General features: G+C 66.1%; 20 protein-coding genes and 1 tRNA gene. 4 read left to right on the top strand and 17 right to left on the bottom strand.

The window, feature by feature from the left end; all coding sequences use genetic code 11:
* Positions 1-71: 71 nt before the first annotated feature.
* A complete protein-coding gene (dprA, locus tag Q0O97_RS11555) occupies positions 72-1163 on the top strand; it encodes a DNA-processing protein DprA (RefSeq protein WP_294929198.1) in 1092 nt (363 codons plus the stop codon).
* Positions 1164-1268: 105 nt separating this feature from the next.
* On the top strand, positions 1269-3269 hold the full coding sequence (locus tag Q0O97_RS11550; RefSeq protein WP_294929151.1) for an OmpA family protein: 2001 nt from the start codon (positions 1269-1271) through the stop codon (positions 3267-3269).
* Between the two features lie 334 nt (positions 3270-3603).
* Here the strand turns inward: Q0O97_RS11550 and Q0O97_RS11545 are convergent, their stop codons facing one another.
* The 17 genes from Q0O97_RS11545 to metH form a co-directional block, all read right to left on the bottom strand.
* Positions 3604-3876 carry a transposase gene (locus Q0O97_RS11545; RefSeq protein ID WP_294929148.1) on the bottom strand — a complete coding sequence of 91 codons (273 nt, stop codon included), beginning with the start codon at positions 3874-3876 and terminating at the stop codon, positions 3604-3606.
* Positions 3877-3899: 23 nt separating this feature from the next.
* Complete coding sequence (phoB, locus tag Q0O97_RS11540) at positions 3900-4592, bottom strand: phosphate regulon transcriptional regulator PhoB (protein ID WP_294929145.1); 693 nt, start codon at positions 4590-4592, stop codon at positions 3900-3902.
* A gap of 5 nt (positions 4593-4597) precedes the next feature.
* A complete protein-coding gene (gene phoU, locus Q0O97_RS11535; RefSeq protein WP_294929142.1) occupies positions 4598-5323 on the bottom strand; it encodes a phosphate signaling complex protein PhoU in 726 nt (241 codons plus the stop codon).
* A gap of 14 nt (positions 5324-5337) precedes the next feature.
* Positions 5338-6135, bottom strand: a complete 798-nt coding sequence (gene pstB / locus Q0O97_RS11530; protein ID WP_294929139.1) for a phosphate ABC transporter ATP-binding protein PstB — start codon at positions 6133-6135, stop codon at positions 5338-5340.
* Positions 6136-6155: 20 nt separating this feature from the next.
* Positions 6156-7499: a phosphate ABC transporter permease PstA gene (gene pstA / locus Q0O97_RS11525; protein WP_294929136.1), complete on the bottom strand. Its 1344-nt coding sequence runs from the start codon at positions 7497-7499 to the stop codon at positions 6156-6158.
* Positions 7496-8959, bottom strand: a complete 1464-nt coding sequence (gene pstC, locus Q0O97_RS11520; protein WP_294929132.1) for a phosphate ABC transporter permease subunit PstC — start codon at positions 8957-8959, stop codon at positions 7496-7498. The genes pstA and pstC overlap by 4 nt, the downstream gene beginning before the upstream one ends.
* Before the next feature lie 69 nt (positions 8960-9028).
* Complete coding sequence (locus tag Q0O97_RS11515) at positions 9029-10051, bottom strand: substrate-binding domain-containing protein (RefSeq protein ID WP_294929129.1); 1023 nt, start codon at positions 10049-10051, stop codon at positions 9029-9031.
* Positions 10052-10310: 259 nt separating this feature from the next.
* Positions 10311-11414, bottom strand: a complete 1104-nt coding sequence (aroC, locus tag Q0O97_RS11510; RefSeq protein WP_294929126.1) for a chorismate synthase — start codon at positions 11412-11414, stop codon at positions 10311-10313.
* A 72-nt stretch (positions 11415-11486) separates the two neighbouring features.
* Positions 11487-12554, bottom strand: a complete 1068-nt coding sequence (locus Q0O97_RS11505; protein WP_294929123.1) for an FAD-binding oxidoreductase — start codon at positions 12552-12554, stop codon at positions 11487-11489.
* Positions 12547-13233, bottom strand: a complete 687-nt coding sequence (locus Q0O97_RS11500) for an ABC transporter ATP-binding protein (RefSeq protein ID WP_294929120.1) — start codon at positions 13231-13233, stop codon at positions 12547-12549. The genes Q0O97_RS11505 and Q0O97_RS11500 overlap by 8 nt, the downstream gene beginning before the upstream one ends.
* Entirely contained in the window at positions 13227-13973 is a 747-nt protein-coding gene (locus Q0O97_RS11495; protein ID WP_294929117.1) for an ABC transporter ATP-binding protein, read from the bottom strand. Before Q0O97_RS11495 ends, Q0O97_RS11500 begins: the two co-directional genes overlap by 7 nt.
* A complete protein-coding gene (locus tag Q0O97_RS11490) occupies positions 13970-14902 on the bottom strand; it encodes a branched-chain amino acid ABC transporter permease (protein ID WP_294929114.1) in 933 nt (310 codons plus the stop codon). Before Q0O97_RS11490 ends, Q0O97_RS11495 begins: the two co-directional genes overlap by 4 nt.
* Complete coding sequence (locus tag Q0O97_RS11485; RefSeq protein ID WP_294929111.1) at positions 14899-15816, bottom strand: branched-chain amino acid ABC transporter permease; 918 nt, start codon at positions 15814-15816, stop codon at positions 14899-14901. The genes Q0O97_RS11490 and Q0O97_RS11485 overlap by 4 nt, the downstream gene beginning before the upstream one ends.
* Positions 15817-15832: 16 nt before the next feature.
* Entirely contained in the window at positions 15833-16996 is a 1164-nt protein-coding gene (locus Q0O97_RS11480; protein WP_294929108.1) for an ABC transporter substrate-binding protein, read from the bottom strand.
* Positions 16997-17115: 119 nt separating this feature from the next.
* On the bottom strand, positions 17116-17961 hold the full coding sequence (locus Q0O97_RS11475) for a hypothetical protein (RefSeq protein ID WP_294929105.1): 846 nt from the start codon (positions 17959-17961) through the stop codon (positions 17116-17118).
* A gap of 132 nt (positions 17962-18093) precedes the next feature.
* A tRNA-Leu gene (locus Q0O97_RS11470) sits at positions 18094-18180 on the bottom strand.
* 83 nt (positions 18181-18263) lie between these two features.
* On the bottom strand, positions 18264-22007 hold the full coding sequence (gene metH / locus Q0O97_RS11465) for a methionine synthase (protein WP_294929102.1): 3744 nt from the start codon (positions 22005-22007) through the stop codon (positions 18264-18266).
* Between the two features lie 142 nt (positions 22008-22149).
* Between metH and lipB the strand changes: the two genes are divergently transcribed.
* Both lipB and Q0O97_RS11455 read left to right on the top strand, forming a co-directional pair.
* Positions 22150-22797 carry a lipoyl(octanoyl) transferase LipB gene (gene lipB, locus Q0O97_RS11460; protein WP_294929099.1) on the top strand — a complete coding sequence of 216 codons (648 nt, stop codon included), beginning with the start codon at positions 22150-22152 and terminating at the stop codon, positions 22795-22797.
* Positions 22798-22943: 146 nt separating this feature from the next.
* The coding region (locus Q0O97_RS11455) for a cbb3-type cytochrome c oxidase subunit I (RefSeq protein WP_294929095.1) at positions 22944-23625 on the top strand (682 nt) is incomplete at its 3' end.

The following is a 23625-nucleotide window of genomic DNA, read 5'->3' as shown; positions in this document are numbered from 1 at the left end:
CTCAAAATTAACCCCCGATGTGCAAGGCTTGCCGAAAGGCAGAATCGGGGGACCGTGTTTTGAAAATTCCCATGAACGGCGCGGGCGATCCGTTCGATATCCTGCGGCTCATCCGCTCGCGCCGGGTGGGTCCGGCGACGTTTCACAGGCTGATCGCCGAACATGGCACGGCAATGGCCGCGCTGACGGAACTGCCCTCTGTCGCAAGGGCGGCGGGCATGACGGATTACGCCCCCTGCCCGCCCGGCGTCGTCAAGGCCGAACTGGCCGCCGGGCGGCGTGCGGGCGCGCGGCTGGTCACATGGGGCGCGCCCGGCTACCCCGCCGCGCTGCACGACATGGCCGACGCCCCGCCCGCGCTGTGGCTGCGCGGCAATAGCGCGGTGCTGGAACGGCAGGCCATCGCGGTGGTGGGCGCGCGGAACGCCTCGTCCCTGGGGTTGCGCATGGCCCGCAGCATGGCGGGCGGGCTGGCGCGGGCGGGCGTCGCGGTGGTGGCGGGGCTGGCGCGCGGCATCGACACCGTGGCACATGAAGCGACGCTGAAAACCGGCACCATCGCCGTGATGGCGGGCGGCATCGACGTCGTCTATCCGCAGGAAAACACGGCGCTGGCGGCCTCGATCTGCGAAACCGGGCTGCTGGTCAGCGAACAGCCGCCCGGCACCGCCCCCACCGCCCGGCATTTCCCCGCGCGCAACCGCATCATCTCGGGCCTGTCCCGCGCGGTCGTGGTGATCGAAGCGGCAAACCGCTCGGGCAGCCTGATCACGGCCCGCAACGCGCTGGACCAGGGGCGCGAGGTAATGGCCGTGCCCGGCCATCCGCTGGATGCCCGCGCGGGCGGCTGCAATGCCCTGATCCGTGACGGCGCGGTACTGGTGCGCGATTCGGGCGACGTCCTGCGCGCGCTGGAACTGCCGGAAGGCATGGCGCAGGCGGAACCGGCGCCCGAACCCGCGCCGCCCCCACGGCCCCCGGCCGGGATCGGCGGCGATCTGCTGACGCGGGTCGTCGGGCGGCTTGGTCCCAGCCCCACCGACGAGAACCTGCTGATCCGCGATCTTGGCCTGTCCCCCGCCACCCTGGCCCCGGTCATATTGGAGCTTGAGCTGTCCGGGCGCGTCCAGCGCATGCCGGGCGGAATGCTGGCGCTGACCTGATCCGCGGGCGGCTCACGCCCCCGTCACGACAAATTTGGGGAACCAAAGGCAAGAAAAGGGTATTTTCCTGTCAGCGCCATTGGCGGCATGTCGAAAGGAAAGACAATGAATCGCATGTTCAAGACCACGACCGCAATCGTCGCAAGCCTTTCCCTGCTTGCGCCCGGTCTGGCCGTCGCACAGGACGCAGCGACCGAGGCTGAAACCACCCTGCCCGACCAGATCATCCCGCCGCAAGAGGGCGCCGAACCCGAGGCCGTCCCCCTGGCCGACGAGGCCGAGGCCCCCGAAACCGATCCGGTCGAGCTTGCTCCGGCAGAAGAATCCCCGATGCAGCCGGAAACGCTCGATGCCGCGCCAGAGGCGGAAACGCTTCCCGGCAGCGATGCGGTGGACGCACCAGCCGAGCCTGCGCAAGACGCCGATATGCCGCAAAGCGACACCCCTGCCGAGGCCCTGCCCGCCGAAGCAGTCGAGGATTCCCCCGCCGAGGCGCTCGAAACCCCGGTCGATCCGCAACCCGAGACGGAAGGCACCGACCCGACCGCACCGCCGGAAAGCGACACGCTGGTCGAAACGCCCCCTGCCGAGGCGCCTGCGGAAGCCCCCGCCGAGACGACCGAGGCCCCAGCTGCCGAGGAAACCGATGCCGACGCCCTGCGCCGCGCGCTACAGGAACAGGAGGACGCAGCGGCAGGAACCGAAACCACTGCCGAAGAAGCGGATTTGCCTGAGGATTCAAGCCCCGCCGACGCAGCCGAACCGCAGGACGATCCTGCCGCGGACGAAGCCCTGGAACCTGCCACGGGCGACGCACCCCTGGCTGAAGACGCAGCCCCTGCCGACGAAGCCGGTCAGGACGACTCCACCGCGGATGAGGTCCAGGATCCTGCCGGCTTGGATGTGACGCCGCCGCTGGATAGCGACGAAGCCGTGACGCCCGACACCGACCTTGAAGACGCCGCGCAGGACGGCGCCGAGGCCGCGCCCGAAGCGGACGCCGCCGAAACCGATCTGTCGCGCGAGGCCGCGAACCCCGCCGCCCCCGCTGAAAACGAGGCGCTCAAGGCACTGCTCGAATCCGACGCCAGCGGCGGGGAACGGGCCGCAGCCGAGGTCAGCGACGTCGAAGTCACGGCCGAGGACCTGCGCAGTTCGGATGAGGATTTCCTGACCTCGGTCGTCGAAAGCGTGACCGGCACGCAAGAGGCCGGCGACAGCAGCCGCAACCGCGACCGCGACATCGCGCGCATGGCGCTGGCGGGCATGGCCGGTTTCGCGGTCGGCAACATGCTGTCGAACAATCGCGAGGTCGCGCTGAACACCGGCGACCGCGTGGTGGTTACCCTGCCCGACGGTTCGCAGCAACTGATCAAGGACGACAATGCGCTGTTGCTGCGCCCCGGCTCGAACGTCCAGACCGAGCGTTATGCCGACGGCTCGACCATCACCACCGTCCTGCGCGACGACGGCAGCCGCGTCGTGACCATTCGCGACGCGGAAATGAATGTGTTGCGGCGGACCGTGCAATGGCCCGACGGACGCTCGACCATGCTGATCGACGAAACGGCGGTGGTCGAACCCGTGCGCATCTCGGAATTGCCGCCGCCCGCGCGTCCCATCGACTACACCGACCGGATGGACGAGAATGCGCTGCGCGAGGCCCTGATGCGCGAATCGAATGCCGACCGGCGCTTTTCGCTCAGCCAGATCCGCAATATCGCACAGGTTCGCGCGCTGGTTGCGCCGCTCGACATCCAGTCGATCACCTTCGACACCGGATCGGCCGCGATTTCGCCCACGCAGGCCGAACAGCTCAGCCTGCTTGGCCGGGTGATCGCCGACAGCATCCGCGACAACCCCAATGAGGTTTTCCTGATCGAGGGACACACCGACGCCGTCGGCTCGGACATCTCGAACCTGGCGCTTTCGGACCGGCGCGCCGAATCGGTGGCGCTGGCGCTGACCGAATATTTCGACGTGCCGCCGGAAAACCTGGTCGTTCAGGGCTATGGCGAACAGTTCCTGCGCATCGAAACGCAAGAGGCCGAGCGCGCGAACCGGCGCGTCGGGATCCGCCGGATCACCGAGCTGATCGCGCAATAAGCGCGACCAAAAGGACGGTTGAAGGCTGCGGGGTTCCCTCGCAGCCTTCGGCATTTAGCGCCCGTGCCGCGCATCGGGTTGTTCCCGCCATTGACGCATTATGACCCTGCGGTCCTTCCAGCACGGTTTGCATTTAATCGGGCCCGTATCCAGCGGCCTTGAAGTAGTTCCAACATTTGTCGGGATCGAAGAGATCGCAGATTTTACCGTTGGCACGCCGCACGGCGTCGATGGTGCGGGTTCCGACGCACCGCAGACAGGCCTTGAGCTTGGAGAATATGAGGGGGCGAACGCCATGCGTCCGAGAGAGCCCCCCGATTGATCTCGATGGGGTTCAGGTCGGGGCTGCCGGGGGGGGGAACCGGAACAAGGCGTCGAGGCGGCGCAATGCGGCCTTGGCCTTCTCGCTCTTGTGGGCGGCAAGGTTGTCAAGGATGACCATGTCGCCAGCCCCAGGTGCCGGGGCGAGTTGGGTCTCGACGTAGGTGTCGAACATCTCGCGGGTCATGGCGCCGTCGATCAGCCAGAGGGCGGCCAAGCCATCATGTCGCAGCGCAGCGACGAAAGTCTGGGTCTTCCAATGGCCGAAGGAAGTGTCGGCTTCCAAGGCCGCGCCGCAGCCTTCGGCATTCAGCCAAGCGCGTAGCCCGTGCCACGCACGGTGCGCACCGGGTTGTCGCCGCCGTTGACCATCAGCGCCTTGCGCAGCCGCCCGACATGGACGTCGATGGTGCGGCTGTCGACATAGACGTCGCGGCCCCAGACCCGGTCCAGCAACTGCTCTCGCGTCCAGACGCGGCCGGGTTTTTCCATCAGCGTCGACAGCAGGCGGAATTCGGTCGGGCCGAGGTGCAGCGCCTGGCCGGCGCGAAAGACGCGATGCTCGGCCGAATCCAGGATGATATCGGCATAGCTGAGGCGCTCGCCCATCGTGGCGGGGCGGGTGCGGCGCAACTGGGTGCGCAGGCGCGCCATCAACTCGACCACGGAATAGGGCTTGACCATATAGTCGTCGGCGCCGGTTTCCAGGCCGCGGACCCGGTCGACCTCTTCGGATCGCGCGGACAGCATGATGACCGGAATCCGCCGCTTGCCGGGATCGGCCTTGATGCGGCGGCAGACCTCAAGCCCGCTGATATTGGGCAGCATCCAGTCCAGAAGGATCAGGTCGGGCTGCTCCTCTTCGACCAGCAGCATCGCCTCGTCGCCGTTTTCGGCCTGGACGACCTGGAAGCCCTCGGCTTCGAGGTTGTAGGTCAGGATCTCGCGCTGCGCGCTTTCGTCCTCGACCACGAGCACGCAGGGTTTTTGCAGCGAAGCCATGACGCTCATCCCTTGTCCCCGTCCAGATCGACACGGATGACGCTGTCGCTCTTGGGGCGCGCATCGTCGGGCATCTCGCCCGTGGCAAGATAGATGACCTGCTCGGCGATGCTGGTCGCGTGATCGCCCATCCGTTCGATGTTCTTGGCGATGAAATGCAGGTGCATGCAGGCGGTGATATTGCGCGGATCCTCCATCATGTGGGTCAGGAATTCGCGGAACATTGCGTTATACATCTGGTCCACTTCCAGATCGCGGGCGCGCACGTCGGCGGCCAGCGCGGCGTCGCGCTGGATGAAGCTGTCCAGCGCGTCCTTGACCATCTGCTCGACCGTGTCGGACATGCGCCGCAGCGCGATCCCCGAACCGCCGATCAGCGGCATGTGCATCAGCACATGGCTGCGCTTGGCGATGTTCTTGGCATAATCGCCCACCCGTTCCAGGCTGGCGGCGATCTTCATCACGGTCAGGACAGTGCGCAGATCCGTGGCGATGGGCGCACGCAGCGCGATCAGGCGGGCCGATTCCTCGTTGATCTGCGCTTCCAGCAGGTCGATGGCCTTGTCGCGGCGGCGGGTGTTTTCGGCCAGTTCCTCGTCGCGGGTTTCAAGTGCGCGGCCCGCGTCGTGGATCGCGGTTTCCACCATGCCGCCCATCTTGACGACCAGCGCCTGGACGGTTTCCAGGTCGCGGTCGAAGGCGGTCGAGATATGCTTGTCGTTGTTGCTCATGTCTGACGTCCTCCTCAACCGATCTTGCCGCTGATATAGCTTTCGGTCCTTGGGTCCTGCGGGTTGGTGAAGATGTCGTCGGTATCGCCATGTTCCACAAGGTTGCCAAGGTGAAAGAAGGCGGTCTTCTGACTGACGCGGGCGGCCTGCTGCATCGAATGCGTGACGATCACGACCGAGAAATTCGCGCGCAGCTTGTCGATCAGGTCCTCGACCTGGCTGGTCGCGATGGGATCCAGCGCCGAGCATGGTTCGTCCATCAGCAGCACCTCGGGCTGGGTCGCGACGGCGCGGGCGATGCACAGGCGCTGTTGCTGGCCACCCGAAAGGCCGGTGCCCGGCTCTTGCAGGCGGTCCTTGACCTCGTTCCACAGGGCGGCGCCGCGCAGGGATTTTTCCACGATTTCATCGGTCTCGGCCTTGTTGCGGACCAGCCCGTGGATACGCGGACCATAGGCCACGTTGTCATAGATCGACTTGGGGAAGGGGTTGGGTTTCTGAAACACCATGCCGACCTTGGCGCGCAACTGCACCGGATCGACACGGCGGTCGTAGATGTCCTCTCCGTCCAGCGCGATCAACCCCTGCACGCGGCAGATGTCGATGGTGTCGTTCATGCGGTTGATGCAACGCAAGAAGGTCGATTTCCCGCAGCCTGAGGGGCCGATGAAGGCCGTCACGGTCTTGTCGAGAATGTCGATGTTCACGTCCTTGATGGCATGTTTCTCGCCATACCAGACCTGAACGTCCCTGGCCGAGATCTTGATGTCCGTCTGGCTCACCGCGCGCTCCATAATGCTCATGTCGTTCATAAGGGTCTTTCCTTTCGCGATCACCACCGGCGTTCAAAGCGGCGACGCAGATAGATGGCCAGCAGGTTCATGCACAAAAGCAGGACCAGCAGCACGATGATGGCACCCGAGGCGCGCTCGAAGAATGCCGGGTCGGCGCGTTGGGTCCAGTTGTAGACCTGCACGGGCAGGGCCGAGGCCGGGTCGAACAGCCCTTCGGGCGGCGCGGCGGGAAAGTTGCGCACGAAGGCCACCATGCCGATCAGCAGAAGCGGCGCGGTTTCGCCAAGCGCCTGCGCCAGCCCGATGATCGTGCCGGTCAGGATGCCGGGCAGCGCCAGCGGCAGGACATGGTGGAATACCGTCTGCATCCTGGACGCGCCCACGCCAAGCGCCGCATCGCGGATCGAGGGGGGCACCGCCTTCAGCGCCGCGCGGGTCGAGATGATGATGGTCGGCAGCGTCATCAAGACCAGCACCAGGCCGCCCACGATGGGCGCCGATTGCGGCAGGCCCGCGAAGTTGATGAAGGCCGCCAACCCCAGGATGCCGAAGACGATCGAAGGCACGGCGGCAAGGTTGGCGATATTCACCTCGATCACGTCGGTCAGGCGGTTCTTCGGCGCGAATTCCTCCAGGTAGATGCTGGCCGCGACGCCGATGGGCACCGCCAGGAACAGGACGACCAGCATCATGTAAAGCGATCCCAGGATCGCGATGCCGACGCCCGCCGCCTCGGGACGCTGATCGGATGCGTCGGGATTGGTCAGGAAGGCCCAGTTCCATTTCGTCGCCAGCAGGCCGCGTTCCTTCAGCGCATCGGCAAGGGCAAGCTGCTGGGGCGAGGTATTGCCGTCATTCGCCGCCGAAGCCAGCGAGACGCGGCCCTTGTAATAGCCGTCTACGCGGCCATTGGTCAGCACGGCGACCTCGACCGTCTGGCCGACCAGATCGGGGTTGGCCAGCACGCGGTTGCGGATCTGCGCAGGCGCGTCCTTCGAGATCAGGTCGTCGATGTCGCGGTCGGTCAGCCCCTCGACCTCGATGCCGGCACCTTCGATGGACTGGCGCAGCGACTGGTTCAGCAGGCCGCCATAGGCCAGGGTCAGGACCCCGCTCATTTCGCCGCGGTCGCGGTTTCCGGCGGGGTCGAGTTGCTGCGCATCCAGCGTGACGGGAATGGTCACGAAGGTCTGGCGAAAGGCGCCGACGCCATTGCCCACGATGGTGACCAGCAGGATCGCCAGCGCCAGCGCGGCGGTCGCGATGGCCGCGACCCCATAGGCACGGAAACGCCTTTCGGCGGCGTTGCGGCGGCGCGTGCGGTCGTCAAGCGTGACCAGCGAGGATTTCCGGGCCGCCCCGGATGCGGAAAGATCGGTCATTCATACTGCTCGCGATATTTGCGCACGACGTAAAGCGCGACGATGTTGAGGATCAGGGTGATGACGAACAGCGACAGGCCCAGGGCAAAGGCGACCAGCGTCTCGGCCGAGTTGAAATCGGTGTCGCCGGTCAACTGGCTGACGATCTTGACGGTGATCGTCGTCATCGCCTCGAACGGGTTGAGGTCCATCTTCGCGGCGGCGCCCGCGCCCATGACGACGATCATCGTCTCGCCTATGGCGCGCGAGGCGGCCAGCAGCACCGCGCCCACGATACCGGGCAGCGCGGCGGGCAGCACGACCTTGCGCACGGTTTCGGATTGGGTCGAGCCAAGGCCAAGCGCCCCGTCCCGCAGGCTTTGCGGCACGGCGTTGATGATGTCGTCCGACAGCGAGCTGACGAAGGGGATCAGCATGATCCCCATGACCAGCCCCGCCGTCATCACCGACGAACCCGACGAGCCAAGGCCAAGCGGTTGCGCGAACCAGTCGCGCAGCATCGGCCCGACCGTCATCAGCGCGAACAGGCCGTAGACGATGGTGGGGATACCCGCCAGCACCTCGATCGTCGGCTTGACGAAGGAACGCACGCGGTTCGACGCATATTCCGACATGTAGATCGCGGCGAAAAGCCCGATGGGCACGGCAACCACCAGCGCGATGGCCGAGATATAGAGCGTCCCCCACAGCAGGGGCAGGATGCCAAGCTGCGATCCGCCACCGAAACGCGGCGACCATGTGGTGCCGAAGAAGAAATCCGTCCAGGCGTATTGGCGGAAGAACTGCGCGCTTTCAAAGACCATCGACAGCACGATGCCCGCCGTGGTCAGGATCGCGATGCTGGAACAGGTGATCAGCGCGGCCTTGACGAAACGCTCGACCAGGTTCCGCGCGCGCGTCTGTGGCTGCGACTGGCGATGGCCCAGCACAAGCCCGCCCACGGCCAGCAGCAGCACGACGCCCGTCATGGCCCAATGGCCGGCGACCTGCCTGGCACGATATTCGCCGCCCGCGCCCAGCATCGCTGGCTCGGATGCGGCGGGCGGCAGGCGGATGCCCGCCTCGGTCAGCCTCGGACGCAGGGTTTCGGCCTGGGCGGCGGCATCGGCAAGATCAGTGCGGGTCAGCACGCCCTCGCGGAGGCCTTGCGACAGCGCGGTGGCGGTGCGGCGCACGTCCTGCACGACGATGGCGGGGTTGACCCCTTCGCGCATGACGGACGGGGGCAGGTCGGCGGCGATGCCACGGTCGATCACGACCGGCTGCGCGGCCATCCACGCGGCCAGGACCAGCAGCGCAGGCGTGGCCACCAGCAGCGCGCCATACCAGCCGTAATAGACGTGACGCGAATGCAGGCGGCGCGAATCGCCGCCCGCAAGCTTCAGCACGCGCGCCTTGGCGGCCACATAGCCGGCGACGGCAAGGACCAGGACGATCGACACGATCCAGAAAACAGGCATGAGGGCCTCGGACTAAGCGGGTTAACCCTGAAAGGCGGACGGGACCCGCAGGCCCCGCCACCGTTTCGCTTATTGCATGGTCGCTTCGTCGGCGACGGTCTGCTGGACCTGCGCCAGTTCGGGATCGGCGACCAGGCCGTATTGCGCCAGCGGACCCGAGGGACCGGCCACCGCGTCCGAGACGAAGAATTCGGCGAATTCCTTCAGGCCGGGGATGGTGCCGATATGGGCTTTCTTGAGGTAGAAATAGAGCGGACGCGAGACCGGGTATTCGCCCGAGGCGATGGTTTCGGTCGAAGGCGTGACGCCCGAGATGGTGCCGACCTTCAGCTTGTCGGTGTTGTTTTCGTAAAACGACAGGCCAAAGACGCCGATGCCGTCCTTGTCCGACTGGATGCGGGCCAGCGTCTCGGTATAGTCGCCGTCGATATCGACCGAACGGCCATCGGTGCGCAGCACGGTGCAGGCATCCGCGCCATCCTCGCCACGGGCGGCGGTGAAGGCGTCAGAGGCGCCCGATTCCTCGCAGCCGTCGGCGATGACCTTTTCCTCGAACACTTCGCGGGTGCCGTGCTTGGTGCCCGGAACAAAGGCCAGGATCGCCTGGTCGGGCAGTTCGGGGCGGATCTGGTTCCAGCGGGTATAGGGGTTGGCTGCGATCTCGCCATCGACGACGACCTCGGCGGCCAGCGCGTTATACCAGTCGGCAGGGGTGAATTCGAAATCCGGGCCTTCGATGTCGCTGGCAAAGACGATCCCGTCGTAACCGATCTGGACCTCGATGATGTCGGTGACGCCATTGGCGCGGCAGGTTTCGATCTCGCTTTCGCGGATCGGACGCGAGGCGTTGGCGATATCGACGGTGTTTTCACCCACGCCCTGGCAGAATTTTTGCAGACCTGCCGAGGATCCGCCCGATTCGATCACCGGGGTCGGAAAATCGGTGTTTTCGCTGAAGGCCTCTGCCGCGATGGTCGAATAGGGCAGCACCGTCGAGGAGCCGGACACCTGGATCTGTTCGCGGGCATGCGCCACCGAGGCGGTCGCGGCGATGACGGCAAGGGCCGAGACGGTGAGTTTGGCGGAAGTCATGGATCTCTCCTGAATGTCTGTGGGGCCAGCTTTGACCTTGCCTTGTGACCTAAGGCCCCCGCGTATCGCTTTTGCGACATTCATGTGACAGATTCATGACAACGGCCTGCGGTGGGGCAGATCTGCGTTATAGCACTGTTTTCAATAGATTATTTTTCAGGATTCGATCCGGAAACAGGCCCCGGTCCGGCGTGGGAATCCGCATGGCAAGCCGTTTTGTTACATGCGCAAAGCCCGCGCCGGGGGGATTCGCGCCCTCTCAGCCGCCGATGCGGCCCCGCTGGCCGCCCGTCTGCGCGCGGTCCAGCAGCAGGTGGTCCAGCAGCACGCAGGCCGCCATCGCCTCGGCGATGGGAACGGCGCGGATACCGACGCAAGGGTCGTGGCGGCCCTTGGTGACCAGTTCGATATCCTTGCCGTTCCGGTCGATGGTGCGGCGCGGTGTCAGGATCGAACTGGTGGGCTTGACCGAGAATCGCAGCACGATGTCCTGCCCCGTGCTGATCCCGCCAAGGATGCCGCCCGCGTGGTTCGAGGCAAAGACCGGCCCGTCGTTGCCCATGCGGATCTCATCGGCGTTCCCGGTGCCGGTCAGGGCGGCGGCACCCATGCCCTCGCCGATCTCGACGCCCTTGACGGCATTGATCGACATCATCGCGGCGGCAAGGTCGGTGTCCAGTTTCGCATAGACCGGCGCGCCAAGGCCGGGGGGGCAGCCCTCGATCAACAGTTCGATCGCGGCGCCGACGGAATCCTGCGCCTTGCGGATGCCGGTCAGATAATCCGACCACGCCGGAACCGCCGAGGCATCGGGCAGGAAAAACGGGTTATCCGCAATGGCCGAGGAATCGAAGCGCGCCCGGTCCAGGTGCATGGCGCCCATCTGGATCATATAGCCGGTGATACGCAGATCGGGCACCAGTTCGCGCAGCACCGCCTGCGCCACGCCACCCGCCGCGACCCGCGCCGCCGTTTCGCGCGCCGAGGACCGCCCGCCCCCGCGATAGTCGCGGATACCGTATTTCAGATGATAGGCGATATCGGCATGGCCGGGGCGAAAGGCTTGCGCGATCTCACCGTAATCCTTGCTGCGCTGGTCGGTGTTCTCGATCATCAACTGGATCGGGGTGCCGGTGGTGCGCCCCTCGAACAGGCCCGACAGGATGCGCACGGCGTCGGGTTCCTTGCGCTGCGTGGTGTGTTTCGAGGTGCCGGGGCGGCGGCGGTCCAGGAATTGCTGGACGAAGCCTTCGTCCAGCGCCACACCCGGCGGGCAGCCGTCCACCGTCACGCCAAGCGCGGGGCCGTGGCTTTCGCCCCAGGTGGTGAAGCGGAAAACGCGGCCGAAGGTGTTGTAGCTCATGTGCCTGATGTCCTGAATGCTGCCGGGCTGGCCCTTGGATAAAGAAGCGCGGCCCGTCGGGCAAGCCGCCGCTCAGCGCGAAAACCGCGCGGGGTCCATCAACGCGGCCAGCCGGGCGTCGGTCGGACGGCCTGCCACGGTGTCGGCGATGAACCGCGCCGCCGCGGCCGAGGACTGGAACCCGTATCCCCCCTGCCCCGCGAACCAGACGAAATCCGGCTGCCCTGCATCGCGCCCATAGGCAGGGCTGCCGTCGGGGGCGAAGGTGCGCAGACCGGCCCAATTGGCCAGCATCCGCCGGACGGGATGGCGGGCGACTTCGGCGTAGCGCGCCAGCCCTTCGGCCAGCACCATGTCGTCGGCCCATGCGTCATGGGGCGGGACAGGTTCCGCATCGGCGGGCGAGACGATCAGCGCGCCCGCGTCGGGCTTGGCATACCAGCTTTCCCCCAGCCCCATCAGCATCGGCCAACGCGACACGTCCACCCCCTGGGGCATCGCGATCCGCGCCACGGACCGCCTGTGCGGCTGCAAGCCAAGCGGACGCACCCCCGCCATTTCGGCGATCCGGTCCGCCCAGGCCCCTGCCGCGTTGACCAGCAGGGGCGCGGCATGTTCGCCAGCTTTCGTGCGCAGGTGCCAGCGCCCACAGCTACGCGAGATGGCGGTGACACCGGCCCCGGTCAGGATCTGCGCGCCTCGGCTGCGGGCGGCGCGGGCATGGGTCTGGATCAGCAGATCGGTGTCGATATCCTGCGCCGCCGTGCTGTGGGCGGCGCGTGCGATCCGCGCCGGGTCCAGCCCCGGACAGATCGTCACAGCCCGGTCCGGGTCGATCTCTTGCAGGCCCATCTGGTCACGCTCGGCGTCAAAGCCCCGGTCGGCCCCGACGGCGGCGACCAGCATCATGCCGCGCGGCGAAAGCACGCCCGCATCGGCCAGTCCCGGACCCGAAAGCCGCGACAATTCCAGGATCGCCGGGGGACCATAGGCAGGCTCGTAAAGCGCCGCCGAACGGCCCGAGGCATGGCTGGCCAGCGCATCCTCGGCCTCGAGCAGGGTGACACGGCCCAGGTGCGACAGTTCGGCGGCGGCAGAGACGCCCGCGATCCCCCCGCCGATCACGACGATATCAGACATGCAAGAACCGTTCCTGAACAGTGGGATCGGCGGCAAGGGCGGCGCTGTCGCCCTGCCAGACGGGCTGGCCGCGCTCGATCACGACAAGGCGGTCGACCAGCGCGGACAGCGCGCGCAGGTCCTTGTCCACGACCAGGATCGCCATGCCCTCGGCCCGCAGGCGCGAGAGACAAGACCAGATCTCGGCCCGGATCAGGGGGGCAAGGCCCTCGGTCGCCTCGTCCAGCACCAGCAGGCGCGGATTGGTCATCAGCGCGCGCCCGATGGCCAGCATCTGCTGCTCGCCCCCCGAAAGCTGGTTGCCGGCGTGGCGGCGGCGCTCGGCAAGGCGGGGGAACAACTCATGGACCCGCGCAAGCGTCCACGGGCCGGGGCGCGCGGTCGCGATCAGGTTTTCGTCCACGGTAAGGTTGGGGAAGATCTGCCGCCCCTCGGGCACCAGCCCCAGCCCGGCGCGGGCGACGGCAAAGGGGGCGGCGCCGGTCATGTCGCGGCCTGCCACCGTGACGCGGCCCTGCGCCGCGCGCAAAAGGCCGAAGATCACCCGCACCGTCGTCGTCTTGCCCATGCCGTTGCGGCCCAGAAGCGCTACGGCCTCGCCCGGCGCGACATGCAGCGACATGCCCTGCAACACGGTCGAGCCGCCGTAACCGGCCACGATGTCTTGCAGATTCAGCATTCGCTCTCACCCAGATAGGCGGCGCGGACCTGGCTGTTTTGCCGGATCTCGGTGGGCGAGCCGGTGGCGATCAACCGGCCATGCACCAGCACGCTGATGCGGTCGGCCAGGGCAAAGACGGCGGCCATGTCATGCTCGATCAGCACGATGCCAAGCTGCCCCTTGAGCGAGGCGATCAACCGGCCGATCCGCGCCGCCTCGTGCTGGCCGGTGCCGGCAAGGGGTTCGTCCAGCAGCAGCAGCCGGGGACGCATGGCCAGCGCGATGGCGATCTCAAGCTGGCGCTTTTCGCCATGCGACAGCGTGCCCGCCGCGCGCCCGGCGATGCCTGCCAGCCCGACCGCCCCAAGGCTGGCCCGGGCCTGTTCGTTCAGCGCGCGTTCCGCCGCCGCCCGCCGGAAGAAGCGAAAGCTGGAACCGCTGCGCGCCTGCACCGCCAGCGCGACGTTTTCCAGCACCGAGAAGCCCGGCAGGATCGCCGTGATCTGGAAGGACCGCGCCAACCCCCGGCGCGCGCGGGCGGGAACGGGCAGGCGGGTGATGTCGCGCCCCTCCATCAGGATGCGGCCCGCGTCGGGGCGGATGCTGCCGGAAAGCTGGTGGATCAGCGTGGTCTTGCCCGCGCCGTTGGGACCGATGATGGCGTGGATCTCGCCCGCGCGCAGGTCGAAGCTGATGGCGTCGCTGACCTTGAGCGCGCCGAAGGACTTGGTCAGCCCCTGCACCGACAGTACCGTCATTTCCGCCCCCGCAGCAATGCGCCCAGCAGACCCCCGCGCGTGAACAGCACGATCAGCACGATGGCCGCGCCGAAGAACAGCCGCCAATGGGTGGTGAAGCGGGCCAGCGTTTCCTCGGCCAGCACGAAGGCGATGGCGCCCAGGACCGGGCCGGTCAGCGTTCCCATGCCGCCAAGGACGACCATCGCGATCATCTCGCCCGAGCGGCCCCAGCCCATATAGGACGGCGCGACGAAGCTGGCGTGATTGGCCAGCAGCACCCCCGCCATCGCGGCGATCATGCCCGCGACGACATAGGCGATCAGCCGGAAGGGAAAGGGGGAAAAGCCGATGGCCTGCATGCGCGCCTCGTTCTCGCGGGTGCCGGACAGGACACGCCCGAAGCGCGAACGGGTCAGCGCGCGCAGAAACAGCCAGACCAGCGCCAGAAGTGCCAGCACCAGGTAGTAAAACCCGCTGTTGCCCGCAAGCACATCCGCCCCGAACAGCGTCGAGCGTGCGCGCAGCGCCTGCCCGTCGTCGCCGCCGAAAGCGGACAGCGAACTGGCGAAATAATAGGCCATCTGGCCGAAGGCCAGCGTGATCATGATGAAGTGAACCCCGCGCGTGCGCAGGGAAATCGCGCCGGTGACCAGCGCGAAAAGCCCGGCAGCGGCAAGGGCGGCCGGCAGTTGCAACTCCAGCCCTGTCACGCCGCGCCCCGACAGGATCAGCGCGGTATAGGCCCCGATCCCCAGAAACGCCGCATGGCCGAAGGACACCAGCGCGCCATAGCCCAGCAGTAGGTCCAGCGACAGCGCCGCGATGGCAAAGATCAGCGCGCGGGTGACGATCACGGTCAGGAACGGTTCGCCCAGCAGTTGCAGCACCGGCGGCAGCGCGGCAAGCAGGGCGACCAGCGCCAGCATGACGGCGTCGCGCGCGCTCATTGCCGCACCGGGAACAGGCCCGCGGGGCGAATCGCCAGGATCAGCGCCATCAGGATATAGATCAGCATCGGCGCCAGGACGCGGCCCATCTGGCTTGCCGCGTCCGGCTCCATCACCGTGCGCAGCAGGACCGGGCCGAAGCTGCGGCCCAGCGTATCGACCAGCCCGACCAGCAGCGCCGCGACGAAGGCCCCCCGGATCGAGCCGATGCCGCCGATCACGATGACGACGAAGGTCAGGATCAGGACGGTATCACCCATCTGCGGCTCGGCCGAGACCAGCGGCAGCATCATCGCCCCGGCGAACCCGGCAAGCATCGCACCAAAGCCGAAGACCAACAGGAACAGCCGGTTGATATCCGTGCCCAGCGCGGAAACCATGTCGCGATTGCTGGCACCCGCCCGCAAGAGCATGCCCAGCCGCGTGCGATGGATCATCCAACCCAGCAGCCCCGCCGCGCCCAGCCCCGCCGCCAGGATCACCAGCCGATAGACCGGATAGCGCAGGTTGCCATAGACCGGCACCGATCCCGACAGCACCTGCGGCAGGTTGACCGAGATCGGCGCGGACCCCCAGATCATCCGCACACCCTCGCCGATCATCAGCATCAGGCCGAAGGTCACCAGCACCTGGTCCAGGTGACTTCGATCATACAGCCGCCGGATCACCAGCCTTTCGGTCAGCAGGCCGAAGGCCAGCGCCACGGGCAACGCCGCCAGCAGGCCAAGGGCGAAGCTGCCCGTCAGCGCGGTAAAGGCGGCGGCCAGGTAGGCGCCCAGCATGTATTGCGCGCCATGCGCAAGGTTGATGACGTCCATCACGCCGAAAACCAGCGTCAGCCCGGCCGCCACCAGAAACAGCAGGATGCCGAATTGCAGACCGTTCAGCGTTTGCAGGATCAGAAGATTTGTCATCGGCCTTGGCGCGGGATCAGTTCATCGCGCATTCCGCCGCATAGGCATCGACGGGCTTTTCCAGCACCTTTTCGACGACCTGCGTCTGGAACCTGCCATCCTCGCGCTGGGCAACCTGGGTGACGTAGAAGTCCTGCAAGGGGAAGTGGTTGTCGTTGAACGAAAACTCGCCCCGGACCGATTCGAACTCGGCGGCCTTCAGCGCGGCGCGCAGGGCATCCTTGTCGGACAGATCGCCGCCCACCGCACGGATCGCCGCATCCATCAGATAGGCCGCGTCATAGGCATGGGCCGCGTAAGAGGCCGGCACGCGGTCATATTTCGCCTCGAACGCCTGGACGAAGGCGCGGTTGCGTTCCGTGTCCAGATCGGGCGCCCAGTCGGAACCGGAATAAAAGCCGACCGCATCCTGCTGCTGGGCAGGCAGGGTGACCTCATCGACGGTGAAGGTCGAATAGACGGGAATCGCATCCAGCCCCGCCTGCCGGAACTGGCGCACGAAGTTCACCCCAAGCCCGCCCGGCATGAAGGCAAAGACCGCATCGGGCGAGGCGGCGGCGATCTGCGCCAGCTCGGCCGAGTAATCCATCTGGGTCAGCGAGACATAGACCTCATCCGCGATCTCGCCGGTGAAGGTGCGCTTGAAGCCGGTCAGGTGATCCTTGCCCGCCTGGTAGTTCGGCGCGATCAGGAAAACCCGCTGCGCCTTGTCGGAAACATAGGCGCCCACGACCTCGTCGGGCTGGTCGTTCTGATAGGAGACGGCGAAGAAGTTCGGGTTGCATTCCGCCCCCGCCAGCGCCGAGGGGCCGGGGTTGGGCGACAGCACGAAGACGCCCGCCTGGGTCAGCGGGCCGGTCACCGCCATCTGGACGTTGGAATACATCGCGCCCATGACGAAATCGACACCTTCGGATTCGATCAGCTCGCGCGCGCGGTTGACGGCGACGTCGGGCTTTTGTTCGTCGTCCACGATGGTGACCTTGGCATCAAGCCCGCCCAGCTTGCCGTCCAGTTCATCGAGCGCCAGCAGGAAGCCGTCGCGGCCCTGTTCGCCCAGCACCGCCGCCGAACCGGAAAGGGTCAGCATCACGCCCACGTTCACCTCATCGGCGGCAAGGGGCGCGGCGCCCACCATCGTGCCAAGCGCCAGACCCGAAATCGCCAGTGATGCCTTCATCTTGCATTCCCCGTTGTTCGTGTTTTCGTTGTGCCGCCGTTTGCGGTGGCCTGACGGGGATTGTTCTTCATCGAACCGCTCGGTGCAAGGCGCAATCCCCTGCCCGAACGGCATGGACATTATTTTTCGGCCTCGGCCTGTGCGACGGCGGCCTTGATGCGGCGGGCGACCATCGCCTCGATCATGGTGTTCACCTGTTCGCGCCGTTCGGGGCCGGGACCGGCCTTGCCGATCAGCCTGGCCGGGGGATCAAGCTGGTAGGTGCGGCTGATGCGGGTCATTTCCAGTTCGGTCCAGTCGGGCGAGACGTTCCTGACCTCGACATCGCGCAGATCGACCTGGCGGTCCAGCCGCTCGACGAAGGCATCCAGCAAGGTGCCCGCGCGGGCGTGTTCGTCGAAGTCGATGATGCCGACATTGCCAAAGACCTTGCGCCAGATCTCGGCCTGGCGCGCGGTGTCCGAGCGGACGACCTCGCGCTTGAGAAAGCCGTCCAACTCGTCCTCGATCGACAGCGAGGGGCGCTGCAACACCTTCAGGTGCTGCTTGAACAGGGACTTGAGATAGGCCGTCCGCTCGCGCACGCAATAGATCACCTTGACCCGGCGCTGCGCCAGCCGGTCGCGGATGCCTTCCAGGATGGTCTGCTTGCGCGCCCAGTATTGCGCGGCGGTTTCGCGCGGGGCCAGCGGGGGCCAGTTGCTCAGCGCCTCGGAGGACAGAAGGACGTCGCCCTCGATCCCGTTCACCCGCGAGATGAAGGCATCGGTGTCGGCGATCTGGTCCTTCTGCCGGGTAAAGAAACCGCGCAGGGAATTGTAATGGCTGACCTTGTTCTTGTCGTCGGCCTGCACCTCGGGATAGGTCAGCCCGGCCCGCAGCAGCGCCCCGCGGTTGCGATAAAGCGCCTCCTGGATGGTGGTGCTGCCGGTCTTTTGCGCCCCGATATGTAGGTAGAGTGTCATGTCCTGATCTTCCGAAAGACGGGTCGCCTGCGGTTTAATGCAATGCGCCCCGAGTTCAAGCGGCATCGCCGTCCCTGTGGGCGCGCGACGGCGGGCGGGCGGCCTGCCGCCCATATGGATCGGGGGATATGCTGGTGCGGTCGAGAAGACTCGAACTTCCACTCCGGTTAAGGAACAGCGACCTCAACGCTGCGCGTCTACCAATTCCGCCACGACCGCATCGTGCCAGTGCGGGTCGTTTAGACTGTTGCGGGGCGGATGAAAAGAGGGATTTCACACCCGCCCGGCAGATTTTCACGCCCCTATTCGGCGGCCACCGCGGGGGCCGGGATATAGTTCAGGATCGGCGCCAGCCAGCGTTCGGCATCACGCATCGACATGCCCTTGCGGGCGGCGTAATCGGCAACCTGATCCTGTTCGACCTTGGCGACGCCGAAATAATAGGCGTCCGGGTGGCCGATATAGATGCCGCTGACGGACGAACCCGGCCACATCGCCATCGATTCGGTCAGTTCGACCCCGGTGGCCGCCGTCGCGTCCAGCAGATCGAACAGCGTCACCTTCTCGGTATGGTCGGGCTGCGCGGGATAGCCCGGCGCGGGGCGGATGCCCTTGTAAGGCTCGGCGATCAACTCCTGCGGCGCGAAGGTTTCATCCGCCGCATAGCCCCAGTAATCGCGGCGGGTGCGCTGGTGCATCAGTTCGGCCAGCGCCTCGGCGAAGCGGTCGGCCAGCGCCTGCACGATGATCGCGGAATAATCGTCGTGATCGGCCTTGAAGCGTTCGGCGATGGCGATTTCCTCGGGGCCGGCGGTCACGACGAAGCCGCCGACGTAATCGACCAGCCCCTCGGGCGCGACGAAATCGGCCAGCGCGACATTGGGTCGGCCATCGCGCTTGGCGACCTGCTGGCGCAGGGTGTGCAGCGTCGCCAGCGACGCGCTGCGGCTTTCGTCGGTCCACAGGCGGATGTCGTCGCCCACGCGATTCGCGGGCCAGAAGCCGACGACGGCGCGGGGCTTGAACCAGCCCTCGGCGATGATCCGCTTCAGCATCGCCTGCGCGTCGGCAAACAGCGCCCGCGCGGCCTGCCCTTGCTTTTCGTCGTCGAGGATGCGGGGATAGACGCCCTTCATCTCCCATGTCTGGAAGAAGGGGGTCCAGTCGATATATTCCGCGATTTCGGCCAGATCGAAATCCTCGATCACGCGCGCGCCGAGGAACTCCGGCGTCTTGGCCCGGAAACCGTCCCAGTCCACCTTGAAGGCATTGGCCTGCGCGGTGGCCAGCGGCAGGCGGCGCTTGTCGGCCTCGGCACGGGCGTGCTTGTTGGCGACCTCTTGATATTCCACGCGAATATCCTCGACATAAGCCGCCTTGCGCCCCGACAGAAGCGAGCTGACCACGCCCACGGCGCGGCTGGCGTCGGTGACATAGACCGCCTGTCCTTTGGCATAGCGCGGATGGATCTTGACCGCCGTATGCACGCGCGAGGTGGTCGCGCCGCCGATCAGCAGGGGAATGTCGAAACCTTCCCGCTCCATTTCGCTGGCCACATGAACCATTTCGTCCAGCGAGGGGGTGATGAGACCGGAAAGCCCGATGATATCGACATTCTCGGCCTTGGCGGTTTCAAGGATCTTCGTCGCCGGGACCATCACGCCAAGGTCGATGATCTCGTAATTGTTGCAGGCTAGGACGACGCCGACGATGTTCTTGCCGATGTCGTGAACGTCGCCCTTGACGGTCGCCATCAGCACCTTGCCCGCCGTGTTGCTGCCGCCGGACGCGGCCTTTTCGGCCTCCATATAGGGCAGCAGATGGGCGACGGCCTGTTTCATCACGCGGGCCGATTTCACCACCTGCGGCAGGAACATCTTGCCCGCGCCGAACAGGTCGCCGACGACGTTCATCCCCGCCATCAAGGGGCCTTCGATGACATGCAGCGGGCGTTCGGCGGCTTGGCGGGCCTCTTCGGTGTCTTCGGTGATATATTCGGTGATGCCGTTGACCAGCGCATGTTCCAGCCGCTTTTCGACCGGCCATTCGCGCCATGTCAGGTCCTTTTCACGGGCCTTGGCGCCGCCCTCGCCCCGGTAACGCTCGGCCAGGTCCAGCATCCGCTCGGTCGCGTCGTCCCGGCGGTTGAGGACGACATCCTCGCAGGCCTCGCGCAGTTCGGGGTCGATCTGGTCGTAGACCGCCAGTTGCCCCGCGTTGACGATGCCCATGTCCATCCCCGCCTGAATGGCGTGATAGAGGAACACGGCGTGCATCGCCTCGCGCACGGGTTCGTTGCCGCGGAAGCTGAACGACAGGTTCGACACCCCGCCCGAGACATGAACATGCGGCAGCGATTGCGTGATGCGCCGGGTCGCGCCGATGAAATCGACGCCGTAATTGTTGTGTTCCTCGATCCCCGTGGCGACGGCGAAGATATTGGGATCGAAGATGATATCCTCGGGCGGGAAGCCGACTTCGTTCACCAAGATCTCATAGGCGCGGGTGCAGATCTCGACCTTGCGGTTCTCGGTATCGGCCTGGCCCACCTCGTCAAAGGCCATGACGACCACCGCCGCGCCGTAGCGGCGGCAGAGGCGGGCCTGATGCAGGAACTGTTCCTCGCCCTCTTTCAGGCTGATCGAGTTCACGACCGGCTTGCCCTGCACGCATTTCAGGCCCGCCTCGATCACCTCCCATTTGGAACTGTCAATCATCACCGGGACGCGGGCGATATCGGGTTCGGATGCGATCAGGTTCAGGTATTCGATCATCACCTGTTTCGAATCGATCAACCCCTCGTCCATATTGATGTCGATGATCTGCGCGCCGTTTTCGACCTGATCGCGGGCCACGTCCAGCGCGGTCGCGTAATCGCCCGCCGTGATCAGCTTGCGGAATTTGGCGGACCCGGTGACATTCGTGCGCTCGCCCACGTTCATGAAGGGGATATCGTCGGTCTTGGTGAACGGCTCCAGCCCCGACAGGCGCAGGCGGGGCGTGATCTCGGGGACCCGGCGCGGCGGGAAGCTGGCCACCACCTCGGCGATGGCGCGGATATGCTCGGGGGTCGAGCCGCAGCAGCCCCCGACGATATTGATCAGCCCGCCTTCGGCGAATTCGCGGATCTGGGCGGCCATCTGCTCGGGCGATTCGTCGTATTGGCCCATCTCGTTGGGCAGGCCCGCGTTGGGGTAGGCGCAGATCAGCGTATCGGACACGGCGGAAAGTTCCGCCAGATGCGGGCGCATCGCGGATGCCCCAAGCGCGCAGTTCAGCCCGATGGACAGGGGCTGCGCGTGGCGCATCGAATACCAGAAGGCGATCGGCGTCTGCCCGGTCAGGGTGCGGCCCGACAGGTCGGTGATGGTGCCCGAGATCATCACCGGCAGGCGGATGCCCTTTTCTTCAAACATCTCTTCACAGGCGAAGATGGCGGCCTTGGCGTTCAGCGTGTCGAAGATGGTCTCGATCAGGATCAGGTCGGCGCCGCCGTCCATCAGGCCCCGGACCTGCTCGGCATAGGCGATGCGCAGGTCGTCGAAGGTGACGGCGCGATAGCCGGGGTTGTTCACGTCCGGGCTGATGGATGCCGTGCGGTTCGTCGGCCCAAGCGCGCCCGCGACGAAACGCGCGCGCCCGTCCTTTGCGGTGGCGCGGTCCAGCGCGGCCCTTGCGATCTGCGCGCCGCGCAGGTTCAGGTCGTAGACGGCGGCCTCCAACCCGTAATCGGCCTGCGCGATGGTGGTCGAACTGAAGGTGTTGGTTTCCACGATATCGGCACCCGCCATCGCATAGCGGTAGTGGATTTCCTCGATCGCCTCGGGCTGGGTCAGGTTCAGCAGGTCGTTGTTGCCCTGCTGGGGGTGGTCGGTATGGTGGCCGCAGCCGCAACCGCCCCTGTGCCCCGTGAAATCGCCCTCGCCAAAGCCAAGCTGCTGGATCTGCGTCCCCATCGCGCCGTCCAGGATCAGGATGCGTTCGGCGGCGGCCGCGCGCAAACGGTCGAAAACGGGCGAGGGGGTCGGCTGGACGTGCTTGGTCATGGTCAATTCCGCGAATGTCTGGGCTGTTCTTATAGCCTGCCCCGCCCATTTAGTGAAATTCATCATCCGCACAATGATTATGAATATGTTTCAGCTTGGCAGCCCTCTTGCGGGGCACCACGGGGCGGGGATATGAACGGCCATGCCCGAATGGATCACCGAACCCGGATTGCTCGATTACGACCGCGCCGTCGCCACGATGGAGGCGCGCGTGGCCGACATCCATGCGGGCCGCGAGGGCGAACTGATCTGGCTGGTCGAGCATCCCCCGCTTTACACCGCGGGCACCAGCGCGCGGGCGCAGGACCTGCTGTCGGCGCGCTTTCCGGTCCATCCGGCGGGGCGCGGGGGGCAATACACCTATCACGGGCCGGGCCAGCGCGTCGTCTATGTCATGCTTGACCTCAACCGGCGCGGCCGCGACATCCGCGCCTTCGTCGCCGCGATGGAGAACTGGGTCATCGACGCCCTGGCCGAGTTCAACCTGAAGGGCGAGATCCGCGAGGGTCGCGTCGGCGTCTGGATCGCCCGCCCCGACAAGCCCGCCCTGCCCGACGGCTCCATGCGCGAGGACAAGATCGCCGCCATCGGGGTCAAGCTGCGCAAATGGGTCAGCTTTCATGGCATTTCGATCAACGTCGAGCCGGACCTGAGCCATTATTCCGGCATCGTGCCCTGCGGAATCTCGGGGCACGGCGTCACAAGCCTTGTCGATATGGGCCTGCCGGTGGGCATGGGCGATCTGGACAATGCGCTGATCGCCTCTTTCGCGCGACGCTTCCCCGGCTGAATCGCGGGCAAAGCGCAAAAACAGCCCCCCGACCCGCCCTGAACGGCTTTGGGATGCATTGCCGCGACGAATAGAGTAGTCTAGAAGTTGCCCGAGTCCGCCGATCCGCAGGGATTGGCCAGCCGAATTTCGAGGGAGATCGCCCAATGGCAGACGCAGCCGTTCATGGCACGGATGGCCACCACGACACCCGCGGGTTCTTCACCCGCTGGTTCATGTCCACCAACCACAAGGATATCGGGATCCTTTACCTGTTCACCGCAGGTCTCGTGGGGCTGATTTCGGTCTGCTTCACCGTCTACATGCGGATGGAGCTGCAAAACCCCGGCGTGCAATACATGTGCATGGAAGGCGCGCGGCTGATCGCCGACGCGACACAGCCCTGCACGCCGAACGGCCATCTGTGGAACGTGATGATCACCTATCACGGCGTCCTGATGATGTTCTTCGTGGTGATTCCCGCGCTGTTCGGGGGATTCGGCAACTATTTCCTGCCGCTGCATATCGGCGCGCCGGACATGGCCTTCCCGCGCCTGAACAACCTGTCCTACTGGATGTTCGTCTGCGGCGTCGCGCTGGGCCTTGCCTCGCTCTTCGCGCCGGGCGGCTCGGACCAGCCCGGTTCCGGGGTGGGCTGGGTGCTTTACCCGCCGCTGTCCACCAATGAGGGCGGCTATTCGATGGACCTGGCGATCTTCGCCGTCCACGTCTCGGGCGCATCCTCGATCCTCGGCTCGATCAACATCATCGCGACCTTCCTGAACATGCGCGCGCCCGGCATGACGCTGTTCAAGGTGCCGCTGTTCGCATGGTCGGTCTTCATCACCG

It is taken from the genome of uncultured Paracoccus sp. (assembly GCF_945915435.1).
Taxonomy (GTDB): Bacteria; Pseudomonadota; Alphaproteobacteria; order Rhodobacterales; family Rhodobacteraceae; genus Paracoccus.
The sequence above is the reverse complement of the archived record's forward strand: the minus strand, read 5'-3'. Positions and strand labels throughout refer to the sequence as shown.